Origin of the sequence: Nocardia brasiliensis IFM 10847 (assembly GCF_000710915.1) — a bacterium.
Classification (GTDB): domain Bacteria; phylum Actinomycetota; class Actinomycetes; order Mycobacteriales; family Mycobacteriaceae; genus Nocardia; species Nocardia brasiliensis_A.
Window position 1 is genome coordinate 33,574 of sequence record NZ_BAUA01000012.1, and the last position, 23,032, is coordinate 56,605.

The 23,032-nt window shown below is 66.1% G+C and carries 21 protein-coding genes; 2 read left to right on the top strand and 19 right to left on the bottom strand.

Annotated features, from left to right (window positions below; all coding sequences use genetic code 11):
- Positions 1-2 precede the first annotated feature (2 nt).
- Entirely contained in the window at positions 3-869 is an 867-nt protein-coding gene (locus NBRGI_RS03175) for a hypothetical protein (protein ID WP_029892734.1), read from the top strand.
- Positions 870-1,025: 156 nt separating this feature from the next.
- Here the strand turns inward: NBRGI_RS03175 and NBRGI_RS03180 are convergent, their stop codons facing one another.
- Positions 1,026-1,694 (bottom strand): hypothetical protein, encoded by a 669-nt coding sequence (locus NBRGI_RS03180; RefSeq protein WP_148310665.1) that lies wholly within the window; start codon positions 1,692-1,694, stop codon positions 1,026-1,028.
- Positions 1,695-2,230: 536 nt separating this feature from the next.
- Between NBRGI_RS03180 and NBRGI_RS03185 the strand changes: the two genes are divergently transcribed.
- Complete coding sequence (locus NBRGI_RS03185) at positions 2,231-2,728, top strand: hypothetical protein (protein WP_148310666.1); 498 nt, start codon at positions 2,231-2,233, stop codon at positions 2,726-2,728.
- Positions 2,729-2,765: 37 nt separating this feature from the next.
- Here the strand turns inward: NBRGI_RS03185 and NBRGI_RS46085 are convergent, their stop codons facing one another.
- From NBRGI_RS46085 to NBRGI_RS03270, 18 genes are all read right to left on the bottom strand, one after another.
- Complete coding sequence (locus tag NBRGI_RS46085; protein WP_081877906.1) at positions 2,766-4,364, bottom strand: flavin-containing monooxygenase; 1,599 nt, start codon at positions 4,362-4,364, stop codon at positions 2,766-2,768.
- A 181-nt stretch (positions 4,365-4,545) separates the two neighbouring features.
- Positions 4,546-4,710 (bottom strand): hypothetical protein, encoded by a 165-nt coding sequence (locus NBRGI_RS47975; RefSeq protein ID WP_158439767.1) that lies wholly within the window; start codon positions 4,708-4,710, stop codon positions 4,546-4,548.
- 119 nt (positions 4,711-4,829) lie between these two features.
- The gene (locus NBRGI_RS03195) at positions 4,830-5,699 is read right to left on the bottom strand and encodes an MBL fold metallo-hydrolase (RefSeq protein ID WP_051727469.1); all 870 of its coding nucleotides are present in this window, start codon (positions 5,697-5,699) and stop codon (positions 4,830-4,832) included.
- Positions 5,700-5,925: 226 nt separating this feature from the next.
- Entirely contained in the window at positions 5,926-7,167 is a 1,242-nt protein-coding gene (locus tag NBRGI_RS03200) for a hypothetical protein (protein WP_148310667.1), read from the bottom strand.
- 18 nt (positions 7,168-7,185) lie between these two features.
- A complete protein-coding gene (locus NBRGI_RS03205; protein WP_148310668.1) occupies positions 7,186-8,133 on the bottom strand; it encodes a hypothetical protein in 948 nt (315 codons plus the stop codon).
- Entirely contained in the window at positions 8,118-9,059 is a 942-nt protein-coding gene (locus NBRGI_RS03210) for a hypothetical protein (RefSeq protein ID WP_029892741.1), read from the bottom strand. Before NBRGI_RS03210 ends, NBRGI_RS03205 begins: the two co-directional genes overlap by 16 nt.
- A complete protein-coding gene (locus NBRGI_RS44915; protein WP_051727470.1) occupies positions 9,056-9,913 on the bottom strand; it encodes a DUF4913 domain-containing protein in 858 nt (285 codons plus the stop codon). Before NBRGI_RS44915 ends, NBRGI_RS03210 begins: the two co-directional genes overlap by 4 nt.
- Entirely contained in the window at positions 9,910-11,787 is a 1,878-nt protein-coding gene (locus NBRGI_RS03220; RefSeq protein ID WP_051727471.1) for a type IV secretory system conjugative DNA transfer family protein, read from the bottom strand. The genes NBRGI_RS44915 and NBRGI_RS03220 overlap by 4 nt, the downstream gene beginning before the upstream one ends.
- A 43-nt stretch (positions 11,788-11,830) precedes the next feature.
- Entirely contained in the window at positions 11,831-13,048 is a 1,218-nt protein-coding gene (locus NBRGI_RS03225) for a hypothetical protein (protein WP_029892744.1), read from the bottom strand.
- A gap of 254 nt (positions 13,049-13,302) precedes the next feature.
- Positions 13,303-14,256, bottom strand: coding sequence for a hypothetical protein (locus tag NBRGI_RS03230; RefSeq protein WP_148310669.1), 954 nt, complete (start codon positions 14,254-14,256; stop codon positions 13,303-13,305).
- A gap of 12 nt (positions 14,257-14,268) precedes the next feature.
- Positions 14,269-15,183, bottom strand: a complete 915-nt coding sequence (locus tag NBRGI_RS03235; RefSeq protein ID WP_029892746.1) for a hypothetical protein — start codon at positions 15,181-15,183, stop codon at positions 14,269-14,271.
- Positions 15,184-15,247: 64 nt separating this feature from the next.
- Complete coding sequence (locus NBRGI_RS03240; RefSeq protein WP_148310670.1) at positions 15,248-16,147, bottom strand: hypothetical protein; 900 nt, start codon at positions 16,145-16,147, stop codon at positions 15,248-15,250.
- A 24-nt stretch (positions 16,148-16,171) separates the two neighbouring features.
- On the bottom strand, positions 16,172-17,155 hold the full coding sequence (locus tag NBRGI_RS03245; RefSeq protein ID WP_029892748.1) for a hypothetical protein: 984 nt from the start codon (positions 17,153-17,155) through the stop codon (positions 16,172-16,174).
- Positions 17,152-17,691, bottom strand: a complete 540-nt coding sequence (locus NBRGI_RS03250; protein WP_029892749.1) for a hypothetical protein — start codon at positions 17,689-17,691, stop codon at positions 17,152-17,154. Before NBRGI_RS03250 ends, NBRGI_RS03245 begins: the two co-directional genes overlap by 4 nt.
- Complete coding sequence (locus NBRGI_RS03255; RefSeq protein WP_148310671.1) at positions 17,688-18,356, bottom strand: hypothetical protein; 669 nt, start codon at positions 18,354-18,356, stop codon at positions 17,688-17,690. Before NBRGI_RS03255 ends, NBRGI_RS03250 begins: the two co-directional genes overlap by 4 nt.
- Positions 18,357-18,462: 106 nt before the next feature.
- Positions 18,463-19,344 carry a hypothetical protein gene (locus NBRGI_RS03260; RefSeq protein WP_148310672.1) on the bottom strand — a complete coding sequence of 294 codons (882 nt, stop codon included), beginning with the start codon at positions 19,342-19,344 and terminating at the stop codon, positions 18,463-18,465.
- A gap of 158 nt (positions 19,345-19,502) precedes the next feature.
- Positions 19,503-21,338 (bottom strand): acyl-CoA dehydrogenase family protein, encoded by a 1,836-nt coding sequence (locus NBRGI_RS03265; protein WP_029892752.1) that lies wholly within the window; start codon positions 21,336-21,338, stop codon positions 19,503-19,505.
- A gap of 312 nt (positions 21,339-21,650) precedes the next feature.
- Positions 21,651-22,766: a C40 family peptidase gene (locus tag NBRGI_RS03270; protein WP_235210837.1), complete on the bottom strand. Its 1,116-nt coding sequence runs from the start codon at positions 22,764-22,766 to the stop codon at positions 21,651-21,653.
- Positions 22,767-23,032 lie beyond the last annotated feature (266 nt).

A 23,032-nucleotide genomic window follows, 5' to 3' on the forward strand; every position in this document is an offset into this window, starting at 1 on the left:
GAATGGCCGATGACGTTCAGATCCGAGTGGAAGAGTTGGTGAAGCAGCTGCGCCGCAGCTACTCGGACTCGGTAGCCGTCTGCGGTCGGCTGGCTCAACGCAAGCACGATGACCTGGACTGGCCGGACTGGTGTTGGTTGCCCATGGGCGGTGTGTACGACTACGTGCAGTCCAGGAATCCACTGGGAATCACGGACCTGGCAAAGGTCGCGGCGTTGACTGAATGGCGACTCGGACGCGGCATCTACCGGCCGGAGGTGGAGGTGGTCGAGGCCGCGATCGGACGGCTGTACGACTCGGCAGGCATCGGCCCCGGTGAGACCGAACTGTGGCACCGGGGCACGCTGCCTCCTCTCGAACAGTGGGAGGGGCTCCCCGAATGGTGCTGCTATGTCGCACACCCATACGGAGATCAGCAACCGGAAGGCCCCACAAAAGCTCTCGGCGCTTTCGTACATCTCGAACACGACATGAACAACGGCCGCCCGGAACTACGGTTGCTGATCGACACCGATGGCAGCTGGAACGGGCTACAGCCCATCCCGCTCTACCTCGACCGCCCGAACCTCGGTGCGGCTCTTGCCGACGAAGAGCAATCGATTGTCGCGGCTCTGCGAGGTGTCAACGCCGCCGACGTGCGCTCGCTGAGCGGGCCCGGTGTAACCGGAACCATCCAGGGATACATGGCGTGGGCGGTACTGCCGCTGATCCTGACGCTGATCGATCCCGACGTGCACTTCCGCGGCCGCGACTCCGCCACAGATCAGCCCAAACGAGCCGAGCAACGTGATGGACAGTGGCGGCCCGCGACGGCAACCCGGAATTGGGCCGTCACCTACCAGAAGCCATCGAGGCTGCGCGTGGTGTAGACAACCGGCCTCCCGACACGGGAGTCGACGAAACCTGTTCTCACTGCGGCTGATTGGCCGTCCAGAATCCGGGCCGGCCGGTCCCACGAATGGGCGCTGGCCAACCTACGCTGTAGGCATATCCCATTGTTGGTGGATTCCATGCGTCGTGCTCGCCTAACCTTGCTCGGGATTGTCCGCCTCCGGTCGCAGACAGATTTCGAGTTCGGCAACTGAGAGACGGGCGAGGTCGGCGAGGACGCCGGCGGCGATTCCGCCCGCTTCCCAGCGGCGGGTCACTGCGGTCTCGCGCAGCGGGCCGTCCAGCGTCGAGATGAGGTCCTCCCCATGGATACGCCACCAGGCAAGGGACAGATCAGGCTGGTACAGCTTGAGTTTGTGCGACATCCAGCGGGCCATACCCCCGGCCGCACCAGTCATGTTCTGCCCGATCAACCAATTTCCCAGCAGCCGGACCGGCGACGCAGACGGGTCGCCGGAGCTGCCCCGCAGCCCGCTGATCAACCCCATTCCCACTAGCCGGCGGCGGACAGGGTCGGTGCTGTCGATCGCCGCCGCAGTGCCGTCGTCCAGGATGCCCACACGCGACGCTGAACCGCAGGCCCACACCGGGACGCGCGCGCCCGGCGCCATGAAGTGAATGCGCATCGCGTGCGCAACCAGCCGCGCGACCTCCCGCGGCCGATCACCGCCTGCGTAGACCGGGTGGATACCGTCACGCTGAACCCCGGCCGCAGTCGCCGCGATCACCGCGTCGAAAGCACGTCGATGCTCGACGACAGCTGTGCCATGGAGTTCTCTGCGAGGGACCTCATACACGTGCATCTCAAATCCTCTTCGTCTGGTGGGCGCGCAGTACACGAAGCGCGGAAGCCGCGGCCACGTCGGCACGCGCTCGAATCGGTCATCGCCACACGCAGAAAGGCCGGAACAGGCGGCGACCACATCCCCGCTAGCACGAGGAACACCCGCATCGCGGGGTTGAAGACCCGGCCGCAAACGGCAGGGCGCTATCGGGATCGTACAGCCGAGCCTCCCGGCCCCGCCTCGAATTCGGGCGACGGTGCACATCAACCCCGACAACACACTGACGGGCTAATTCAGACGCGGCAATCGACAATGCTTCACATCAACGCACCACAGCCGTGCTGTGCCAGCGGAGCCACTGCGGATCCGACCGCCGTAGCCGCCGCTACCAGAGGTCATATTGCTAGCGTTGAGCCATCTTCCCCGCGCACGCGGGGCTCTGCGGGCGGCGTGCCTGCAACCATGGAAGGGGCCGAACCCGTCTCTCCAGCAACGGATTCGGCTCACGCTGCTTGCTTGTTATCCCCACTTGTCCTCGCTGTCAAGGAGTCCTTGTGCCTGACGATCCTCGCCGGATCACCGAACCCGCTGCCTCCCACGGGATCAGCTCCACCCCGCAAGTAGGACGGTTGAATGCACAGTCCGCCGAACTGCCCCCCGGCAACCCTGTCATCATCATGATCCAGCCCGAAACCGTGTCCTACGTCGACCCGATCACCGGCAAACAGCTCGCGCGCGACACCACCGAGTTCGCTGTCCGTGAGAACGGCGGCCAGCCGATGGGGCTCCCGCCGAACTTCTCGACCACCCCGACCCCGGGATGGCGCGCGACGCTGCACCTGGACAATGACCTCTTGCAGATCTGGTTTCCGGGCGGGCGGGTCTTGTACGACGGGACCATGCCGACCACCGCGGCATGGCGCACTGCGGCAACGGCAAGCACCAACGGAATCGTGATGATCACCGGACCGTTCGCCACCGTCGCAGACATCGAACCAGCCATCCGCCAAGGCCGAGCCACATGGACCCGAATCCCGATCGTCATCACCTGAACCAGAGCCAGCGGCGAACCGGATCAGTTCACCGGCGTTAGTCGTTGCCGCAACCGCTGTCGGACCGAGGGTCGCCGGGCTCCAGGACGGGGCTGCGGATTGTTTGGCCCCGCCAGCGTGCATGAGCAGCGGCGGTGCCCTGCTCAAGGCTAGACGTGAAAACCTGCGATGGGTGGTGTCGCAGCATGCGCGCGAAAGTTCGAGCAGACGATGGCCACGGGTTGGTGGTACGCCCACTCGGGTGTTTGTACCAGCTCCGCACCGAGGAGGGCCAGACTGTTTTGGACAGAGTGGTGCACATCCACTGCTGGTGGTGTCGCATCACATCGGCCCTGACTTCGATTGCTTTGGCTCCTGTCTGCTCGCGCCAGCGGAGGCATTTCAGGATGTAGTTGATCTGGAGTTCCTTGATCTCCGGGTTGCTGCCTGCGGGATTGAACGAGTTGGGGCCGGCGATGAGAAAGGCGTTGGGATACCCGGGTATTGCCAGGCCCATGAAAGCTTCTGCGCCCGTGGACCATTGATCGTTGAGACGTCTGCCCCCTCGGCCATGTACGATGATCGGCACTAAGAATTCAGACGCACGGAATCCGGTGGCATAGATTATCACGTGGTGACGGCGTTCTCGGTCCTTGGCTTCGATCCCCTGCTGAGTGATGCGAACGATGGGGGCAGTGACCAAATCGACATTGTCACGTGTAAGGGCCGAGTAGTATTTGCTGTCGAAAATGATCCGTTTCGCGCCAATGGGATAGTTAGGGGTTAGCGCCTTCCGCAATGTCGGGTCGGAGACGGTGCGGCGCAGGAATTTTCGGGCAGTCCACTCTGCGGGGAGCGCTGGCCAGCCGCGCCGCATGATGGGTGAGAGCAGTATGTCAGCGCCGTAGTGCAGTGCCCAACGATACAGCTGGTGAGCTCCAGGCATTCGTAGTAGCCCTCGACTGACGGCACCGAATTTCGTGGCTGGCTTCGGCAGTACCCAATGCGGCGTTCGCTGGTACACGCTCACCTGCTCGGCCTGCGAGGCGACGTAAGGTAGCATCTGTGCGGCGCTCGAGCCAGTACCTATCACGGCGACATTCCGTCCTTGCATGTTCTGCTCATGATTCCATCTGGCCGAATGAAATGCCGTTCCCGCGAAATCAGATCGACCGGCCAGGTCAGGAATGAAGGGGCGATGTAGCTGTCCCACTGCAAAGATCACGACATCCGCGACGACACATTGCCCCGCATCGGTGATCAGCTGCCATCGGCCCGTTTCGGCACCGAACCTCGCTTCTGTAATCGATGTGTTCAATCGCAGGTGCGGTAGCAGTTGGTGGCCAATTGCTACCCCGCGTAGGTACTCGAGAATCTTTTGTTGGCCGGGAAACCGAACCTCGCGGCCGCGGTACGGGGCGAAGGAGAACGAGTACAGATGGGAAGGAACGTCACAAGAGCAACCAGGGTAGGTATTGTCACGCCAAACGCCGCCGATGTCCGGGCCTTTCTCTACGACGATGAAGTCATTGATTCCAGCCTGTTTCAGCGCGACCCCCATACCGATACCACCAAATCCTGCTCCGACGACGACCACTTTGAAGTGCGAAAATCCGCTAGCCCCTTCATTGTGGTCTTCTCTCCCTTGAGGGAACATGCTAGCTCGATTCTTTGTGTTGAATGGGGTCACGCAGTCGGCAACGGCGCAAAACTAATTCATCTGTTCGGCAATCCTCGGCGGAGGAAACCGTCGCGCTACGGCGGGCGAGCGCGGGACCGCGCGTTCGTGAACGTGGTCGATCCATGCCTTAGGTACTCCGCCCGCGCGTGGGCGTTGGTCAATTCTTCGTGCAGGATCGCGCGGCCGCGTACCAGGATTGTGGCGGGCTTTGGCCGGTCTGCCGCTCGCGCTCGGTTGCGGTGGCCACCGCGTTGTTCAGCCACACGGTCTGGTTCTGTAGCGTGCGGAGCACCTTGACCTGAGTGCGGGCCGGCGCGTTCACGACCCTGCTCCCGGCCACGCCACACTGTGGCTCAGGACTCGGAAGTCCGGCTCCCATCCGAGAATTTCAATGAAGTTCCTCGCGCGGCATCTGATGCGGCCCGCCCGAGTCTGCAAGCCTTACCACGTCGACTCGGCTTCCCATCGGTCAATTTCTGTGGTGCGGGTGACGCGGCCGAGTTGGACGTCGCCGAAGTGGATGCCGATGCCGAGGGTGTCTTCGTGGCTGAGTTCGTCGATGAGGTGGTGTGCGGTGGTGATTGATCTGTCGGGGTCGTCGTCGGCGGCGGTGGTCAGGTGCGGGTGGGTGATTTGGATAGGGCAGGTCATGGCGTCGCCGAATGCGATGAGCCGGCGTCGCCGGGAGGTGATCTGGTAGGCCGTGTGTCCGAGGGTGTGTCCAGGAGTTGCGAGTGCCTCGACTCCAGGGAAGATTTCCTCGCCGTCGTTGATGGGACGTACTTGGGGTGCAAAGATTTCCAGCATTTCGGCAGCGATACCGTCGGTGGCGGCGAGTTCACGATGAGTCCATTCGGTCGTGCTGATGAGGATCTCGGCGTGTGCGAACGGTGTCTTCGATCGGCTTGGTGCGCGTTGCCACAGCCAGCCGAGATGATCCAGGTGCAGATGCGTTAACGCGATCAGATCGATGTCTCGTGGCGTTTTACCCACGGCTTCAAGGCTTTTCAGCAGCATTCCGCCGCGAAGAGTACCAAACGCCGACGGCAGCGCCAGGGGACCGAGTCCGGCGTCGATGAGCATGGCGTGCTGGCCGAATTCGACCAGGAGCGCGCCAACGCTGGCCACGAGATAGCCGTCGGGGTTGAGCAGGTGGCTGTGCTCGATCCAGAGGTTGTCCTCGGAACCGGGAAACCAGGTGCGGGGCTCGAGCAGGGCAACGCCGTCTGGCAAATAGGTGATGCGATGCTCGCCGAGTTGGTGGCTGCGAATCGGGGCAGCGTCGGCGTGCCGGTTGAGGCCGAGGGTCATGGGGATATCTCCTGATCTGGGAAAGGGTCTATGCGTGGTGGTTCTGCCCAGCGGGCGGCCGGTGGGCCTGGCCGTATTCGGGCGGCAGGGGTCTCGACGGTTTCCTGGGCCGGCCATTACGCGAAGGACGGCCGCAGTTGCGCCAGCATTGCGCCTGCATGGCTGTGTCTCCCGGAATTCGCGGGTTCGGGCATTGGTGCTCGTGGGGAGTGCCGCCGGTCCGCGCTCACCGCCGACTCGCTGGTGTCTGACCGTGGACTTCGTCGGTTCCGGCGGGCGCTTTTCGCGGAATGGTGGGCAGCCAGTGGTCGGAGAACGCGACGGTGGCGGCGATGGTGGCGGCGGCTTGTGCGGCGCCGGCGAGGGTGCATCGCCCGAAGCCGCAGGCGGTGGTGACGGCGTGGGCGGGCCGGTTGGCGGCTCGTTCGAACAGGCGCAGGCTGATCATGGAGTCGAGCAGGCTTTTGGGTCCCACCACGCCTGCGCTCAAGGTCCATTCCGGGTCCAGGTGTCGCAGTGGCGTGTAGAACTGGGAGTCCAGCGGCGCAGGTTCTGCCCCGTAGGCGCAGGGAATATGGGCCATCGGCAGGGGTGTGCCGTCGCGGCGCAGGTACCGGGCCAGGGGGTTGAGCAGGGCGACCGCGGGGGCGAGACCGCGGGGCTCGAGCATGGCGGTGTGGCGGTAGTCGCCGTAACACAGGTGCAGGCTGCTGTGCGCGCCGAGCCGGTGCAGGCGGGCGAACACTCCGGCGAGCTGGCGGGCGATCATGTCGGCGACCATTCTTTCGGCATTCAGTTCGGTGGCTTTCACCACCGCCAGAAGCGCGACCGGGGATTCGACTTGCCAGGTGATGATCGGGCCGTGGCTTCTGGTCAGGGTCGCGATCTCGTCGAAGACCGCTTCGGTGAACACCGGCACATGGCGCAGCGCGGTGGTGAGCGCGCCGAGGTGGCCCAATGCCTTCAGGAGCGGCAGCCCATCAGCGGTGGCAGCGCCTGCCAGCGCGAACAGACTCAGGTCAAGCGAATTAGGTTGGCTGAGTTGAAGTTTGATGTCGCCAATCCCCGTCCGCTCACGGCGAAGCGCGGTGTAGTCCGTGATGATGTGTTCGATCTTGTCGAGGCGGCCCATCGTGAGGTGTTCGGGAGCCAGGGTGACACCGGGACGGATTCGCCCGGAAGGCATGTGGCTGTAATCGGCGTAATCGTCTGCGCTGCTGTCGAATTCGAGGACGTCGGTGCGGGTCTGCAAGTCGCGCAGGTAGGCGATGATCCAGTTGGGATCCAAGTCGCAGGGCAGCGCGGTGAGTGGTTGTCCTCCGGTGTGGTCGAGGAACCATTCCATCCCCTGACGCGGACTGCTCATGAGGGTTTCGGGCAGGCTGCCGACGAAATGCACGTGGCGCTTCATAGTCGTTCCTTCCAAGGGGGGAGATGTGAAGAGGGGCATCGGGGTCGGGTGCGGCATCGTTGCGCCGCCGGGCGGTCAGGGGTCGTGCCCGTGTTCGGGTACGGCGGTGATCGCAGTCGAACCGGGATCGGTATCCGGAGCTGTGTCCACGAGGTCGGCGCCGTCAGCGAGCGTTGCGTCGGTGATCGCGGCGTCGATGTCAGCTCCGGTGTCTGATTGCTCGCCCAGCAGGGTGGTCAGGGCTTGGCGGGCTCGCTGGATCAAAGACGCGGGGTCTGGCGGTTGCCGAGCCGCCGGATCGGGCGCCGTGACGCCTCTGTCCGAGTTGGCCCGGCGCAGGTTCTTGAGGGAGCGTCGTACGCTGGCGGCGATCGAGCCCGCTGCGTGGCGTCGCCACACCATGTCGAGATCACCAGGGCTGTAGCCGAGGAAATCGCTGACGCGGTCACGCAGTTCGACGTCGCTGACAACGAAGATCTCGCCGCGGTCACTCGCCGAGATGGCGACCGAGTCGGCGGTGCGGGCCGCACGCGTCCACAGCGCCTCGAGGTTTCTGCTGAACTGATGCGCCTCCGCCGGATTCGGAGTAAGGGCGCCTGGCATCTCGGCCAGCAGATGTTCGCGCACGGCCTGGACTGCGGCCATTTCGGTGATTTGGCGGGTGTCGGTGATAACCCGGCTGGCGGTGCGGCGCCGCGGTGGTGTGCTGGCGGCGGGCAGGCGCTGCTCGGGGGTCCATTCGTGAGCGTTGTGGCCGAGCTGGCGTGCGTGTTCGACCCAGCTGGGCGGTATACCGTCCCTGTACGCGCGCGCCTCGGTCAGTTTCCGTTCACGCTCGACCACTGACAGCCGCGTGAACCCGTCGTTCTCGTAATGCGCACCGCGTTGGCCGGTCGAGGCGCCTGCGCGCAGATATCGTGCCTCACTGGCTAATTCATGGATCCGGCCCAGGATCTCAGCCTGATGGGCGGGTAGATCGCGAACCCGAAGCTCCCGTTGCGGTCGGGTCATCGCCCGAGCCATTCGGCCTCGGAGAACTGCGGCTGCGGAACCTTCCGGTCGGGATCAGCGTCGTAGCTCCACATACCCGGCTCGGGACTGTCGCTGAATAGTGAAGAACCCGTCCACGTTTCGACGACCTCAATCGCTGCCGACTCGGATTCGGCGGCCGCGACGGCAGAGGCGATCTCCGCTCCGCCGATTGCATCCTTGAACGGTCGCACCACACGTGGCAGTAGGCTGTCGATCGCCGCAGCCAGACTTTCGACCGACGCTACGGCGTCAGCAGTATCGACAACGATGCCGGCGACACCGAGCGCGACGGCTTGCAGTGCGTAGTCGCGGGTATCAATTTCGGCAGCGTTGTTCCACGGGTTAGGCGTCCTGTCGACAGACAGTCCCATCACCCATTTCGCCCCGGGGTACGCCCAGTCCGCGGGGGTACCCCACAGCTGTTCGCCGAGTTCGGCGTCAAGTCCGAGCAGGTTCGCAATTCCGTTGGTCCGAGCCCGCAGTGCCCGCAGATTTCGCTCGAGAAAACCGGGCACGGATTGTTCCGGTATCCGGCTGCGCATCCGCTGGGCAATGTCGAAGACAGTCCATTCCTGGAGAAGTTGCACGTCCGCGACCAGATCGCCCAGGACTCGGTCTAGATCGAGCGGTTCGGCAGGACGCATGGGAAGATTGGCACGCCAGCCGATGCCGTTGCTTCCGCGTTCACGGACCTGATCAATCCACGCCTTCGACACTCCGCCGGCATAAGCTGCCTTTTCCAGTGCTTCTCGCTGCGTTGCGCGACTGTGGTAATCCTCGTACCAGAACCGTGGCAGCCGTTCGCCGGTTTCGGCTGTGCGTTGATTTGCCGTGTCGGTCATGGCGGCGAGCTCGACGGCCTGATTCTGTAGCGCTCTGAGCACCTTTCGTTGTGCGAGTGTCATCGGTTTGGTCATGGGGTTGTCCTTCGGGCGGAGGGTTCGGTGAAGGAGCGGAAGTCGGGTCCGAAGCCCAAGCGCTGGGTGGTTGTTTTCGCCCCTGGCGGGCCGAACCAGGCGGTGGGGATCGGTGTGCTCGGCAGACCGGGGCATTCGGTGTGCTGATCGGGGGTGCAGCGATATAGCGGGCCTTTGGCTGCGTCGAGGACCTCGCGCAGGTGCACGTCGATGTGGCGCAGGAACAGCGTGCTCATCGCGGCGGGGTCGTCGGCGCGGACTGCGGCCTCGAAGGCGCGATGAACGGCTGCGAAGCGCAGGACCACGTTGCGGTGCCGCCACCACTGTCGGCACCAGCTGTACTGGCCTTCGCGGTTGTTGGCCGCGATACGTACCGAGGTGACCGGCAGCAGCCACTCGTGCACGAAGTCGGAATAGTGGGCGAACAGCCTTGGCGGGGGCGGTTTTTCACCGGGTGGTGTCGGTGCCGGTGTGGGAGGCTGCCCGAACCAGCCCGCCGGCACCGGGTCGAACGGCAGCGACGGGGTGCTCACATGGGTCAGGCGGGTGCAACGGTAGAGCGGGCCGTTGGCGGCATCCATGATCGTGCGCAGGTGACCGTCGACTGAGAGCAGCCATGTGCTCAAGCTGGTGCCCGCGCCGGATCGGCGTTGGCCTTCGAAGGCGGTGTGCAGGTGCGCGATGCGGACCGCGACGGCCCGATGTGCCCACCATTGCGGGCACCAGGTGTAGGTGTTTTCCCGGTTCGCCTCGGCCAGGCGCACGGTGACGTAGGGCAACAACCAGTCCTCGGCGAAAGCGCCGAAGTGGCTGTAGCACGGTGCCTTCGACGACGATCCGGTGCTGGTGCTCATAGGCCTTCCCCGTCGTCGGTTTCTGTGAGAGCGGGAGGGAGTGCGATCGTCGCGGCGGCGGCCTTCTCGAATCGAGCCAGCGAGGAGTGGATCAGTGGCGCGTATTCGCTGTCCTGCCACCAGTTCTTGCGGACCACGACCGGCCCGTAGCCCGGGAGCCGCACCAAGGCGCGGTCTTTGGGCAGCGCCGCCAGCAAGGAGGTGTCGAGGATGGGCTCACCTCGCCAGGTCAGTGTCCGGTTCGTGCCCCCGGCGCCGTGGCTGCGGGAGCGGTCGGCCACATCGTGCGGGCCGGCCATCGCCGCCCAGTGTTCGAGGTAGTCCACCGCGGCGATGCCGCCGCCGTAGACCTCGATGCTCTGCGCGCGCATGGTCTTCAAACCGTTTGCGCCCCAGAGGTCTTCGCCTTGCTCGAGCACTTGCAGGATGGTGATCAGGACGATGCCGCACCCGCCGGCGTAGGTGTAGTAGGAGGGCAGCTCGCCGATGCGTGCACAGTTTGCCGCCTCGTCGAGCACCGCGAGCAACGGCACTGTCAACCGGCCATCGGGTCGGGCGCGGGCACTGATGAGGGCGGCCTCGAAGATCTGTCCGACCAACGCCGCAGTCAACGGTGTGGCGCTGTCGGGTCCGGCCATCGACAGCGCGTACAGCGTGTCGGTCGAGGTGACGAACTCGCGCGGCCGGAACTCCGGCAGGTCGTGGGTCGGCTTCTGTTCGGTCCGGTCGATCACCACGCTCGTGCCGCTGCCGGTCTTGGATGGGGCTTCGCGCACGCGCAGCTGGTAGCGCTGCGGTGGTGTGACCATGCGGGCGTAGCCCTCATCCGAGAGTGCCCCGAGGAACCGCCGGGCCATGTCATAGAGCCCATCTCGTTGACGAGCGTAGAGGGCTTGGGATTCGGCGATGCGCTCGGCGGCGCGCTGGTGACCGTAGTGGCGCAGGATCAACGCCGGGGTCAGGTCTTGGTCGCGACCAAGCCATTCGGCGACATGGAGCAGGTCGCCTTGCACGCAGGCCGCGGCGTAGATATACAGCGCCAGCAGCTCTTGCGCACCGCCGTCGAAATAGCTGTCCACCTTCGCATTTGCTGCTTGTGCGGCAGATCCTGCGGCGGCGGAGACGAAGAAGCTCGCCAGTTTCCGCGCGGCTGGCAGGTTTTCCACTTGGGCGAGCAGGTCGACCCAGAACCCGCATACGGTGTGCCCGGTAACCGCTTGCAGGTCACACAGCCACACTCGGCCGGCACTCTCGCGCCCGAGCGCGGTGTGCCGGTACAGATCCGGTTTGTTCGATGTCGCCAGGCACGGCCCCCACGCCGACAACACTGCGGGGATCGCCCAGGCCATCGTTTTGCCCGTACGGGTACCCGCGGTGATGGTCACCCCGAGCTCGGCAGGCACATACAGCCCTACTCCCCCGATCACGGTCGTGCCCAGCGGTGGACCTTTGAGGGCCCGGATCTCCGGAGCGGCGTCACGCAGCAGCCGCTGGTTGGCGATCGCGTTATCGCGCACCCGCCCCAGCCGGATCTCGCGGGGCCGCTGCATGGTGCGCGCCGCAGCGTCGATCTCGCTGCCCGCGTGCAGCATCCGCCAGCAGCCCAGCCCTACTCCCACGCCGACAGCGAAGAACAAGACCACCACCACCGTGGATTGCCACGGCCACGATTGCCGCCCTGACACCACCCCCAGCAGCGCGGACACCGGATGGCGAGCAACCGGCACCCCGGCCCACCAACACCCCACACACAGCGCCGCCCACACCCCCAGCACGGCAATCACCAGCACCGCGAACGCCAGCAGCAGCGCGGTCTCCTCCCCGATCCCGCGTTTGGTCCGGCGCCGGGTCTCCCGGGTCGCGATCATGGTCATTTACTCCTCTCTGTGGATGAACGAGGTTGACTGGCATGGGTTTTCATAGATCCACGCCTTTGACGACCTCCTGAGGCGGAGACGACCGACTCACCTCGGCGCTCTCGGGGCTCTGCCAGTCGCCGTGTTCGGCGGCGGCTGAGGCGGCGTCGACGGCCTGGCCGATAGCGACTCCGCTATTCGAAGCGTTCGTTGCAAATGCGGGCGGGTCCGGAGCGCCTGGGCCGTCGTGACGGTCGGGTGTGTGGTCGACGTCCGTCTGGCCGATCGCGGTGGGATCCACGCGTGGATCGCCCGGTCCGTCACGCCAATAAGTGCCGCCCTGTCCGGCCGCGGAGACACTTTTGATCACCTCGGTCGGGGCACCGGCCAGTGCGGCGGCCACGCGAGCGCTCCGGTACTTCGCGCTGATCTGTTCCAGCGCCGCAACTTTGGTGAGGTTGTATTTGACCGAATCAGCGGCCAAGTCGTTGGTCGCCTCGACCGTGCGTGTGTGCTCGGCATACAGGTCTTGTAGCGCCTGTAGCGCGTCACGCTGTTGCCTGGCGGTGGGTGCGGCGACTTCCGGGGCCGTTCGCTCGTGTTCAGCTGTGGCGGCGGACACCTCGTCATCGGAGGTGCCGAGTTCTTCGGTGTTATCAAGAGCGCGATCGATGCCGGCGATGACCGCGCCGACCTCGTCGAGGTTCAGCAGCGACTGCGGGATTCCCAATGCACGATCGAGCACGTTTGGTGGCGATGGTGTCGACTCCGGAAGCTCCCCGGCTGTCGTGCCGGTGCCGCGGTCCGTATTCGCCTCGGCGGTCGTGCCGGGTGCTTGAGTGAGCGGTTGCCAGCGAGCGCTGTCTTGTTCGGAACCGGTGATGCCGCGTTCTAAGCGGCCGGTCTGTTCACCGGCCTGGCGCAGGCACCGCAGCCCGAACTCGTCGACGCCTTCCCCGCCCGCGACGTGGGCGCGCTCGAGGTCCCGTAGGTCTCGGGCAGCCTTATCAGGATGATCGCGCCACAGCGCGAACGCGTCGCGTTGCCGAATCCACTGGTGCTGGCGCACCAGCGAGGGGTGGCGGCTCCATTTGGCCGCTAACTGGCTTGCCTGGGTTCTGAATTCGGCGCCTTGCTGGGAGGTGTCAGCATGGCCGGCGATCTCGAGCAGGTAGTGCCACTGTGCTGCGTCGGCGTGGAGTTGGGCCTCATCAGGATCGGCGGCATCGGAGTAGTACTTAGGACTGCTGGGACCGCTTCGCCGCTCGGGCCAGCTCATGACGCTGACTTCTCGGCGAGGGCAACGCGCTGAGACAGCGCGGTCGGGATTGGATAGGTGTGGGTGGACATCGTCGACCTCCTGCGGAGGGGGTGCGCGCCACGAATCGTCGATGCGAGGTGGCGGCGGTGTTCGGATGTCCCCGGCGATCGGGTTCGGCGTGCTGGTCGGTACCCCGTGACCAGCGGCCGACGAAAAACGCAGGCGAAGTGGTGTCTTTCGGTCAGGTAGCGGCGGCTCCGTTCGTCGGTGGCTCAGTTGTCCGGACCCAGGTCGGGGTAGGAGATCTCAGGGCGGTGGTTTGTGTCGTCGCGGTCGCTGGACCAGTGGGGCGCGTCGTCGGTCAGGGCGTCGTTGACCGCTTGCGTCATGGCCGCCGGGCCGCCGCCGAGGCGGTGGTCCGCGGTGGCGTCCACGTCGGCGAATTCCCCGTGCACTGTTGCCGCGACGAGGTCGAACATCTGCTGCGGGGTCGGTGGGCTCACCCCCGCCTCGGCCAGCACTGCGGCGACATCGAGGTCATCGGAGACATAGGGTGGGCGGGCAAGTTTGGGGCTTGCCATCGCGTATTTGCTCCATTCGCTGATCACGCTCATCTCATCGACACGCTCGCGGGTGTCGGCGCGCAATTGTCGGAGACTGTCCGCGGTGGCGCCCCAGACGGTGGCGGCCTCGGTCGTGGTGATCCGTGCCCCCGCCGCCAGCGCGGCGACCCGCTGGTATTGGATGTGGGTGTTCTCGGCGAATTTCCAGACCGCTAGCGGGTTTTGTCCGAAACTCCAGCGGCCGGCCGCGATCAGTTCGCGGCGCAGGACTTCCAGGCTCAGCATGCGCTCGAGGTCCCACCGTTCGATCTCGATCATGCCCAGGCAGAACTTCTCGAAGTAGTCCCGCGACGCCGGCCCGGTCGATGAGTCGGGACCTGGCACCGGGCGAGCACCGCCGAATCCGACCCTGCGGACATCGTCGATCACTGTGGGTGGGACTTCGGCTTCCAGAGCGTGCCGCTCGATGTGCTCACGTTCGTGTTGCAGATCCGCCAGCGTGCCGGTCAACTCCGCCAGGCGCTGTTCGTCCAGCCGTGGGTCACCGCTGCTCTGGTAGTTGGTTAACAGGTGTCTGACGTGGGTTTCCTCTGCGGCCAAGCGCTGAATGCCGCGCAGCTGGTCGAGCATTCTGTCCCAGGCTGAGGGGGTTGGGTCGGTCATGGTCTTCACCGCTCACAGCTCGGGCTCGACCGGGTGACCGGGATCGCGGGGCACCGGGCCGTCATGGCCGTCGGGCTCGTTGATCCAGCTCGCCTGCACTGCGCTCGCCAAGGCCGCCTCGACCGGGTCTTCGGCACGGGGATCATCTGCTCGCGTGGACAGGGCTTCGCGCGCACGGTCGATGAGGACTTCCGGCAGCGGTGGCTGGGGGCCGTCGGTGCCGGTCGAGACACCGAGGTTGTCGGTGGTGCGGCGGACGGTGTGTTCGCGCCCGCCCCAGGCCAGGGTGCGCCAGCGCTCGTAGAGGTCGACGTCGCTGTAGGTATGCACGGTCACCGCGCTCAGGTGGCGCCAGCCGTGCGCGTCGCGCCCCCAGATCTCCTGGGCTTCAGCGCCGGTCAGCTCGATGACCGCCGCGCTGGCAGCCGCACGTTCCCACAACGCGGCCATGTTCCGGTCGAATTGTGCCGTCGCCTCGGGATCGTGGGGGAATCGACGAGTGTGGTTGCGCAGCTCGTGTTCGACTCGGATCACCGCCATGTGCTCGATCTCCCAGACATCGTTGGCGATCCCGTCGACCATGAACGAGCGCACAGGTTCTTCGCTACGACGCATCAGCGGGGGTGAGTGCACGCTCTCGCCCCACCGCAAGCCCCACTCCCCTGCCTCGCGGACCGCTTCGAGCGCGGCCTCCGGCACCCCCATCGCGCGGGCGTGCCGCTCGAGTTCGTGCAGATCGGAGGCGAGTACCAGCAGATGAGTGCGCCAGGTCTGAATCTTGAGATCCCCCGCGCCGTCGGCTCGTTCATATCGCGGGAAGCCATGCTCGGATGCTTTGGCACGCTCGGCGGCTATGTTCTGGATCCTCTCGAGCAGCCGCAGCTTCCAGCTGGGCAGATCGTGTGCCCCGGGTAGTGGGTGAGTCATCGGTGATGCTCCGATCGGGAAATGATGGTGACAAAGAAGTGAGTGCGGCACCGTTCGCGGCCGGTCATGGCTCGCTCCCGTAGTCCGGAACCTGTGGCGCAGCCAGTCCTGCATCGCCCCAAGCGGATTCGTCGGATATGTGCTCGGTACCGGACTCCTCGCCCAGCGTGGTGGCGGCGACCGCGTCGTGGACGGCGAGCCCTTGGGGGTCGCGCGGCATGGCATCGAGTGCGACGCCGACCAGCTCGACCATCCGATCCGAGGAGTCCGGCATCTGTTTGGTGATGTCGTCCAGGGCTATTCCGGACCGCAGGCACACGATCAGCGGCGCCGCTACCATCGAGATGTCCGCATCAGCGACGGTGTGGAAGCGTGCAGCCAGTTGTTGATCTGTGTGGCCGTTCAGCTCTCGGGCGACGATGTTGGCCCAGTGTCGGCCGCCGTGGCGTGACCAGATCTGCTCACGTTCGCGGTCGGTCACAGCGAGTTCGTGGGAGACAGCGCCGAGGCGCTGCCACACCACGCCCATCACGGCTTTGAAGTTCGCGTGCTCGCCACGGTCGAGATCTGGGTTTCGCAGCGTATGGGCGGCCAGAATGCCTGCGCCGTTCTGCAATTCGTGGATTTGCCGAGTTAGTGCCGCGATCAGCACGGGACGGGGAACTTCGTCGGGACTGTAGAAGGCTCTCTGCGGGTCCGCGGGCTGGCCACGTTCGCCTGCTCGGCGGGCGTAATTCAGCCACGAATGCGGGCAGCCCACCAGCGACGCCAGCTCTTCGAGCTGGCTCAGCGTGCGCTCATTCAACGCTATCTGCTCGTCGGTCTCCGCAGACGGTGTGCCATGTCTCGCGGCGACAGATCTCGTGATCCTGGTCCAGTTGTCGCAGGCCAGGTTTTGAATACCGTTGAGCAGCAGAATGTGTAGCGGGGTCGGAGTCTGCATGTCAGCGCCTCCTGCCGTCACGCGACGCCGGTATCGGTGGGTGGTTCACGGGCCGAACTCCAGATCCGGCGCGGCGGGCAGTGCCAGTGGAGGGCCGAAATCGATGTCCAATCCCGGATCTCTGTGCACTGTGGTGTCCGTGGATAGCGGACCTGCGTCGGCGAAGGCGGCCTCGAACCCGATCCCATCGGCGAGCGGCGCGGCGGAAGTGCCTTCGGCGCTGGTGAAGTCGTGGTCGAGGTAATTGAGCACCGTCAGCGTTTCGGCCAGCCCGTTGACGTCGGCGACGAACACCCTCGAGGCCGCACCCGGCTGCTCTGCCCCGGTAGCCGGATCGAAGTCCTCGACGATCTCGGCATCGATAACGTCCTCGACCGGGGCCTCGGCCTCGGGCACAACCCCGGCGTCGATGAAATCATCGGGGTCGACACCGGTGTCCTCGGCAAAACGCCGGTCGAACGCTTGCCCGGCTTCGGCGTTCTCCTCGGACAGTCCTGCGCTGGCCTGCGCTGCCGCGTAGGCCGCCGACGACGCTCCCGCCACCCCCTCCTTGCCGCCATGGTCGGTGAGCGTGTCGGTCAGTCCCGCTGCGCGGCGGCGGATTTGGATCAGCAGGTTTTTTAATTCTTTGTCGAGCTTGTGGAGCTCGTTCTTGTGCTTGCGGGCGAGCTTGTCAGCCTTCTCACGGCGCTCAAGATCTTTGTCGGCGCGGTCGATCTTCGCTGTCGTTGCCCGCAGTTCTTCCTTGTGCCCTTCGATGCGTTGCTCGACTTCGTCGATCTTGGCTTGAGCGAGAGCGACTTCGAGCGGATTGACCGCCAAGTTCTTCTGCACCCGCAACCAGTGCTCGAACGCGGAGCGCTGCTCCCTGCTCTCTCCGACGCGCATTCGCTGGAGGAACTCCGTCTGCGACCGTGCTTCCCCGGCGCGCCGCCCGAACAACCCCGACACCATCGCCGCGGTCTGCATCGCTTGCATGAAGCTCTGCTGCATCGCTCGCCCGCCCTGCTCGACCGGGTCCTCGCTCATGCGATCACCTCTAATCCCGTGAGCTGCCATGCCGCCGAGGTCGTGGTGCGGCCGGCGCGGGCGTAGACGGCGAAACCGATCGGTGGCTGGTCGGCGGGCCGGAGCTCGACCGACAGGACCCGGCCTGTCGACGTGGAGGTGTCGGGTGGGTGGTCGTCGCGGGTGAGGCGCACCAGGGTGGCGATGTCGATGCCGTCGCGGTGCCAGTGCTGCCATTGCTGGGCGCTGATCGGCGCCCACACCAGCGCCGACGGTTCTGCCTGTTCGGCGAAGCTCGGTGCGATCAGGTCGCCGGCCGCGCGGAATGCGGCACGCTGATCGGGTTGGTCGCTGGGCCGGTAGCCGAAAATCGTCTCCACCGCGGCGAGCAGGACCGACTCCGCCGAGCACACGTCGGTCCGGCCGGTCGCGGATTCCAGGCCCTCGGTGCCGCACTGGGCGACGTTGCGCGCCTGGGCATCTGAAGCCTGGGCACATCCGCTCAGCAGCGCGGTGACCGCGACGCTGGCGAAGACTGCGGTGATCGGCTTGTTCATGCCGACTCCCGGTCTTTGTCGAACAAATAGCGAAGGTCGAGTTCGGACCAGCCGACGATGTCGCGTCGGCCTCGCTGTTCGGCGGCGGGGTTGTGCCTGCCACTGATCGACAGCTCCAGCATCAGTCCCGCGGTCTCGGCCGCGTGCTGGAGTCTGCGCGTGGTGATGTCGTAGCTGTGAGCCATGACCAGTCGCAGCGTCGCCGCGGGCGCTTTGGCGTGGGTGCGGGCCCGCCAGGCGAGCCAGATCGCTTGCCGTGCCGCTGCTTCGGCAGCACTGGCCGGGGTGCCGATAGTGGCCGGTCGCCGGAAGTGATCGTGCCAGAGCAGGTGGCCGTCGCTGCGGCAGACGGTGAAGCTGATCATGGTGGCTGCGGAGAACAGCCGCAGTCGTGGCCCGCCTGCGGCCAGCACCGCCAGCGTGCCCCCGGCCCGTTCGGCGGCCCACCGGGCTTCGGCCTGGCGCAGCGCGTCGTAGTCGATGCCTATATCGAGCAACGCGAACACGTAGCGGTCGAAACTGGGCGCGTCGTGGAATCGGTGCTGGGCCGCGATACGGTCGAATTGGCTGGTGCGGGTATAGGTGTGGAGTTCTCCGGCCCGCAGACGGACGACCATTTCTGGACTGACCATGGTGTCCGCGGCCGGGGACCGACGTGATTTCATCTCGACCTCCAGGCCTCGACGGGAATCGGTATTGGCGTTTGCTCGGTTCGCCGCACACCCTGTGAAGGTGAATCTCGTTGTTGGACAGGTCTTTCATGTATGGCGCTCATGGTTCGATCTCCGTGTTCAGCTGGGAAATCTCCGGTGTCGCGGTCACCGCCGGGTTGTCGGTGTCGGCTACCTCCGCATCGCGCTGTTGCGGGGCGGCCGCATCGACCGCTTCGGCGATCCGTGCGCCACGCTCCCAATCGGCGGTGGTCGTCGATCCAGCGCTGCCCGTCGTGACGTCCGAGTTGGTTGTGCGCCATGCGGTTTCGGCGGCGGAGTTGAGTTCGTGCGGATGTGGCGGGGCGGGTGCGCGGTCAGGGTCGAGGCCCACCGTCCGCAGCGCCTGGTACCGCGTGCGTGCGTGGGCGACCGCGACTGCGCTCGTGTAGGACTTCCACCGTTTCGACAGCTCCGGCGCTGAGTACGAGCGGGTTTTCTCCAGTAACGCCGTCCATCGCCGGGGCTCGCTGGACCAGCGCGTGCCGACCTCGGCGCCGGTGATGTTGAGTGCTCGTGCGACCAGCCTGACCCGCAGCCACTGCAATCGCTGGAACTCATCGAAGCGCTCCGCGAGCGGCGGTTCGATCCAACCGCGGTTGTCGCGGTAGATTGTCTGGACGGCCGCCATCTCGAACAGCTGGTCTACTTGAGCGTGCAGACGCGCTAGCTGCTGTTCGCGCGCTTCGGTCCGGCTCGCCGGCAGCTGCTGCCGCGCGCTCCAGCGAACGCCCGTAGTGCCTCGCGCACGCACGTGCGCGATCCATCGCTCCGGGATGCCGATCTCGCGGGCCTGCTCTTCGAGCAGCCGCGCACAAGCGTGCAGATCGCGCAAAGTCCCCCGGTCCTGGCCTGTGGCCTCGGACATGCGGTAGATGTCGGCGGTCACGTTCTGGAGTTGTTTGAGCATCCGCTGCTGTATTTCGGTGGGGACTGCGCTCACGCCTCGCTCTGATCCGAACCTCGCCATGTCCTCATCCCCGATTCCGCAGGCGGGAGACAGGGTTCGCGTTCGCTGCGCGCGATCGCGCGCACCGGCGCCGGGCGGGCTGGGTGTCCCTGTGAGGGCGCGCAAGGGCGGCGTCTTGGGCGCTGCGGGGATCAGTCATCACGGACCGCGCAAGGGCTCGACAGCGATCGGATCGGTAGTTCCCATCCGGCGAAGCCGATCCACCGTGCGGTGGTGTCTGCGGCGATCGGTGCGGGAAGCTCCTCGGGCAGGGCGAACGCGCGTGCCAGGATCGGCAGGCGCAGTTCCACGGTCGCTGTCCGGGCGGCCATGGTGCGGCCCAGACCCGCAGCGCGGCCCCGGCCCTGCAACCCGTGCGCGTTGTACCAGTTCGCGTGCTCGCTGACGTACCGCATTCCGTACAACGCCGCGAGATCGTACAGGATGTGTTGCGCGGCAGGTTCATTCGCGTCCGTTGCGGCGGTCCACATGCAGTCCACAGCCGTGCGGACGGCGACGGCGGTGGCGAGTTCTATTGCCGCGCTATCGGATCGGCGCGTCGAGTCGGCCTCCTTGGCCAGGATTCGCTCGCGTGCGACCAGCAGCCGGTACCACGACTGGTGTGGGTGTTCATCGATGCCGGTCAGGTGCGGGATGCCCGTTCGATGCAGGGCCCGTCCGGCCGCCCCGAGCATCGCCCAGGTCTCCCCTTCGGCGGTCAAGATGCCTTCGCAGAGCGCGACGTAGTCGGGGAGGTAGTTCGCGCGCAGCATGCCCTGAGCTGCCAGCCGCTGCCGGCACATCTCGATCACCTGCCAGGACGTGTAGGAGGCCACCGGTTTGGTGAGCATCGCCCACAGCGCCACTTCGCCGGCGTCGGTGCTCTCGTGCCCGCAGTGGGCGCGAACGGCGTTCACCAGGCACGTCATCGCCCACATGTCCGACATGGCGTGCGCGAGCTGGCCGGCCACATGGTCGTGGGAGATCATCGCTGCTCCCTCCGGACCGACCCGGCGGTGGCGGGCGTAGCCGACAGCCAGCGCCAGCCCGGCGCGCGCCGCGGACACCGCCGCCCCGGCCGTGCACAACCGTGCCGAGTGCAGCGGGCTGGTCGTGCGCGCGAAGCGTTGCCGTTCAGTCAGCGCACAGTGAAACCGGCCTTGGGCATCGAAGCTGGCGACGTCCCCGCCGAGCAGGGCCGACTCCGGCAATCCCGCGCCATGAAAAAGGGTCATGGCGTTGTCCATCCACAGCCCGTATCCGTTGTCCGGCAACGCCTTGACCTCCACGCCGTCGACCAGTCCTTCGGTGGTGCGCAGCCGCATCAGAAACGGCCAGACCCCCTCGTCGGCGCCATCGGCGATCAGGCGGGCGTACACGACCACACAGCGGGGCACCGCGGCAGCGGTATTGGGCATGAACTTCACCGCACCGGCCGTGGGGGTATCGAGTCGGAAGGCGCGCTGCTCGGGCAGCCATGTGGCCGTGGTTTCGAGGTGGATCGCGTCGCTGCCGTGGTCGAGTTCGGTCACGAGTCCGACTCCGGTGGCCGCGGCGGTATCCAGATCGCGCAGGCACCGCTGCTGGAATGGGGAATCGCCGTCACCGAGGTTTTCGATCGCGGCGATGGCGAGTTTGAGATGGCCTGGCAGCAGCACCATCAGCCGTGGAGCCAGCGCCGCGGCCCAGTCGAACACCGCATAGCACGTGCCCTCGTCGGCCGCGATCGTGCGTGCCGATCCGCCCAGCTCGCCGATGACGCGTTCGAGCAGGCGATAGCAATCGCGCGCTTCCTCGGCTTGGGTTTCCCCGTTGCCCGGGATATCTCCCAGGGCGGCGATCACGTCGCGGATCCGCGCCTGATTCCGGTAGTCGCCGTCGCCGAACACCGTTGCTGTCAGCGACGCGAGTAGATCATCAGTACGGGGCGTGGGCAGCGCTGGGGCCGTGTGGTCTTCCAGCCGGGTTGTGGTGTCGATCGTCGTCATGGGAGGGGTCCTTTTCGGGGTGTCCGGCAGCACACAGCTGGCCGTGTTCGGTGCTCCTGGGGTCGAGTCCTCGGATCGGTGCAGTGGCCGGTGAGGGGCGCAGCCCTGGGTCGTCGTCCCCGCCACAGCGGCTGTTCAGCGATCGCTACTCCGGTCGGGTCGCTCACCGCCCCCACCTACCTGGGCAGGGATCCATCCGGCGGGCGCAGATGCCCGCCGCCGTGCCCATTCCGAAGGCCGCGCCCGCCGGATGGGTCGACCGCGGGTGGGGCAAGGGCCCACGTCCGTGGACGTGAGATCGGTCCAGCGCGTTCAGGATCGACTGGCCGGTGGCTGGTAGCGGCGGATGTCCATGTGCTCGCCCTGCCACGCCGATAGTGGGGTGAGGGTGACGGTTTGCCCGGTCTGTGGTGCGTGTAGCACCAGATCGCGGCCCTGTTCGTCGCGGCCGTAGTAGATCCCGACATGATGGGAGTCGCTGCCGGGGGCCGCGGTGAAGAAGATCAGATCCCCTGGTGCCTTCTGCGGGAACGGGATCTGTTGCGCGCTGGGGTGATCCTGTTGGGCTTGGGTGTAGTGCGGTAGCCGGATCTGTCCGCCTGAGGCCTGATAGATCGCGTACAACGTCAACCCGGAGCAGTCGAACCCGCCCATGGTCGGCCCCGTGCTGTCGCCTCCGCCCCACACGTACGGGGTGCCCATCCAGCGCGCCGCGTGCTCGATCACCGCCCGCCCGAACCCGCTGCCCGTCACCGGCATCGGTGTCCCCGACCCGCCCGGCCCGCACCCGCCCGCCACCGCGCCGGGCTCGGTGCGTGGCATCGAACCCACCTCGATCCCGGCGAACATCGCATACAGCCGATGTGCCAGATCCAGTTGCGACGCATACGCATTCGGGCCGGAGACCTCGATCGCCTGGGCGAGCTCGGCCGGTGACATCTGCTGCGCGCGGGCACCGAGGCGTTCGGCTTTGTCGTAGAACCAATTGATCTGGTAGATCGGATCCATCAATGCCGCGATACCGACCGCCCCGTGGATGCTGACGCGGATCTGGTGCGGGCCCACCGAATCGTGGTCGTAGCCCAATCCATCGTTGGCATAGCGCAGCGATTCCGGCACAGCGGGATTGGCGAGATTGCGGAACGTGGACTCGGTGGCTTGGGCGGCGAGTTCGGCGATGATCACCGACTCGGACATCCCGCGCTGCCGCCCGATCGCGACCCCGTTGCGCGCCAACCGCAACTGAGCCTCGCTCAACCCGGCGACACTGTGGCCCGTCGGGCCGCTCACACCCGAAGCCGCGCCCGCCGGCAGTGGCGTCGCGCACGAGGTGGCAGGGTCGGCGCCGACGATCATCAGCAGTAACAGCAGCAGCCCGATCGGTACGGCAAACGCTGTCGCGGCAACGGTTTTCGTCGACGAGTCCATCTGTGTTCACCGCCAGCTCACGGGGCCGCGGTCGCCGGCGGAGAGGAACGGTGTGCTGAAATGCTGTGAGTCCGTGACCGTTCAAGGCAGTTGAGGAGGCGTTGTTCGTCATTGCGCACCGGCCTCACCATTCGGGCCCGGGATCGAGCTGCGGTGGCCGGGCCAGTGGCTCACCGACCGGTTCCCCGCCCCAACTCTCGGCTGCGGAATCGAATACGGCCTCAGGTGCGTGAATCGGGATCTCGGTGCCATCGGGCCCGTAGATC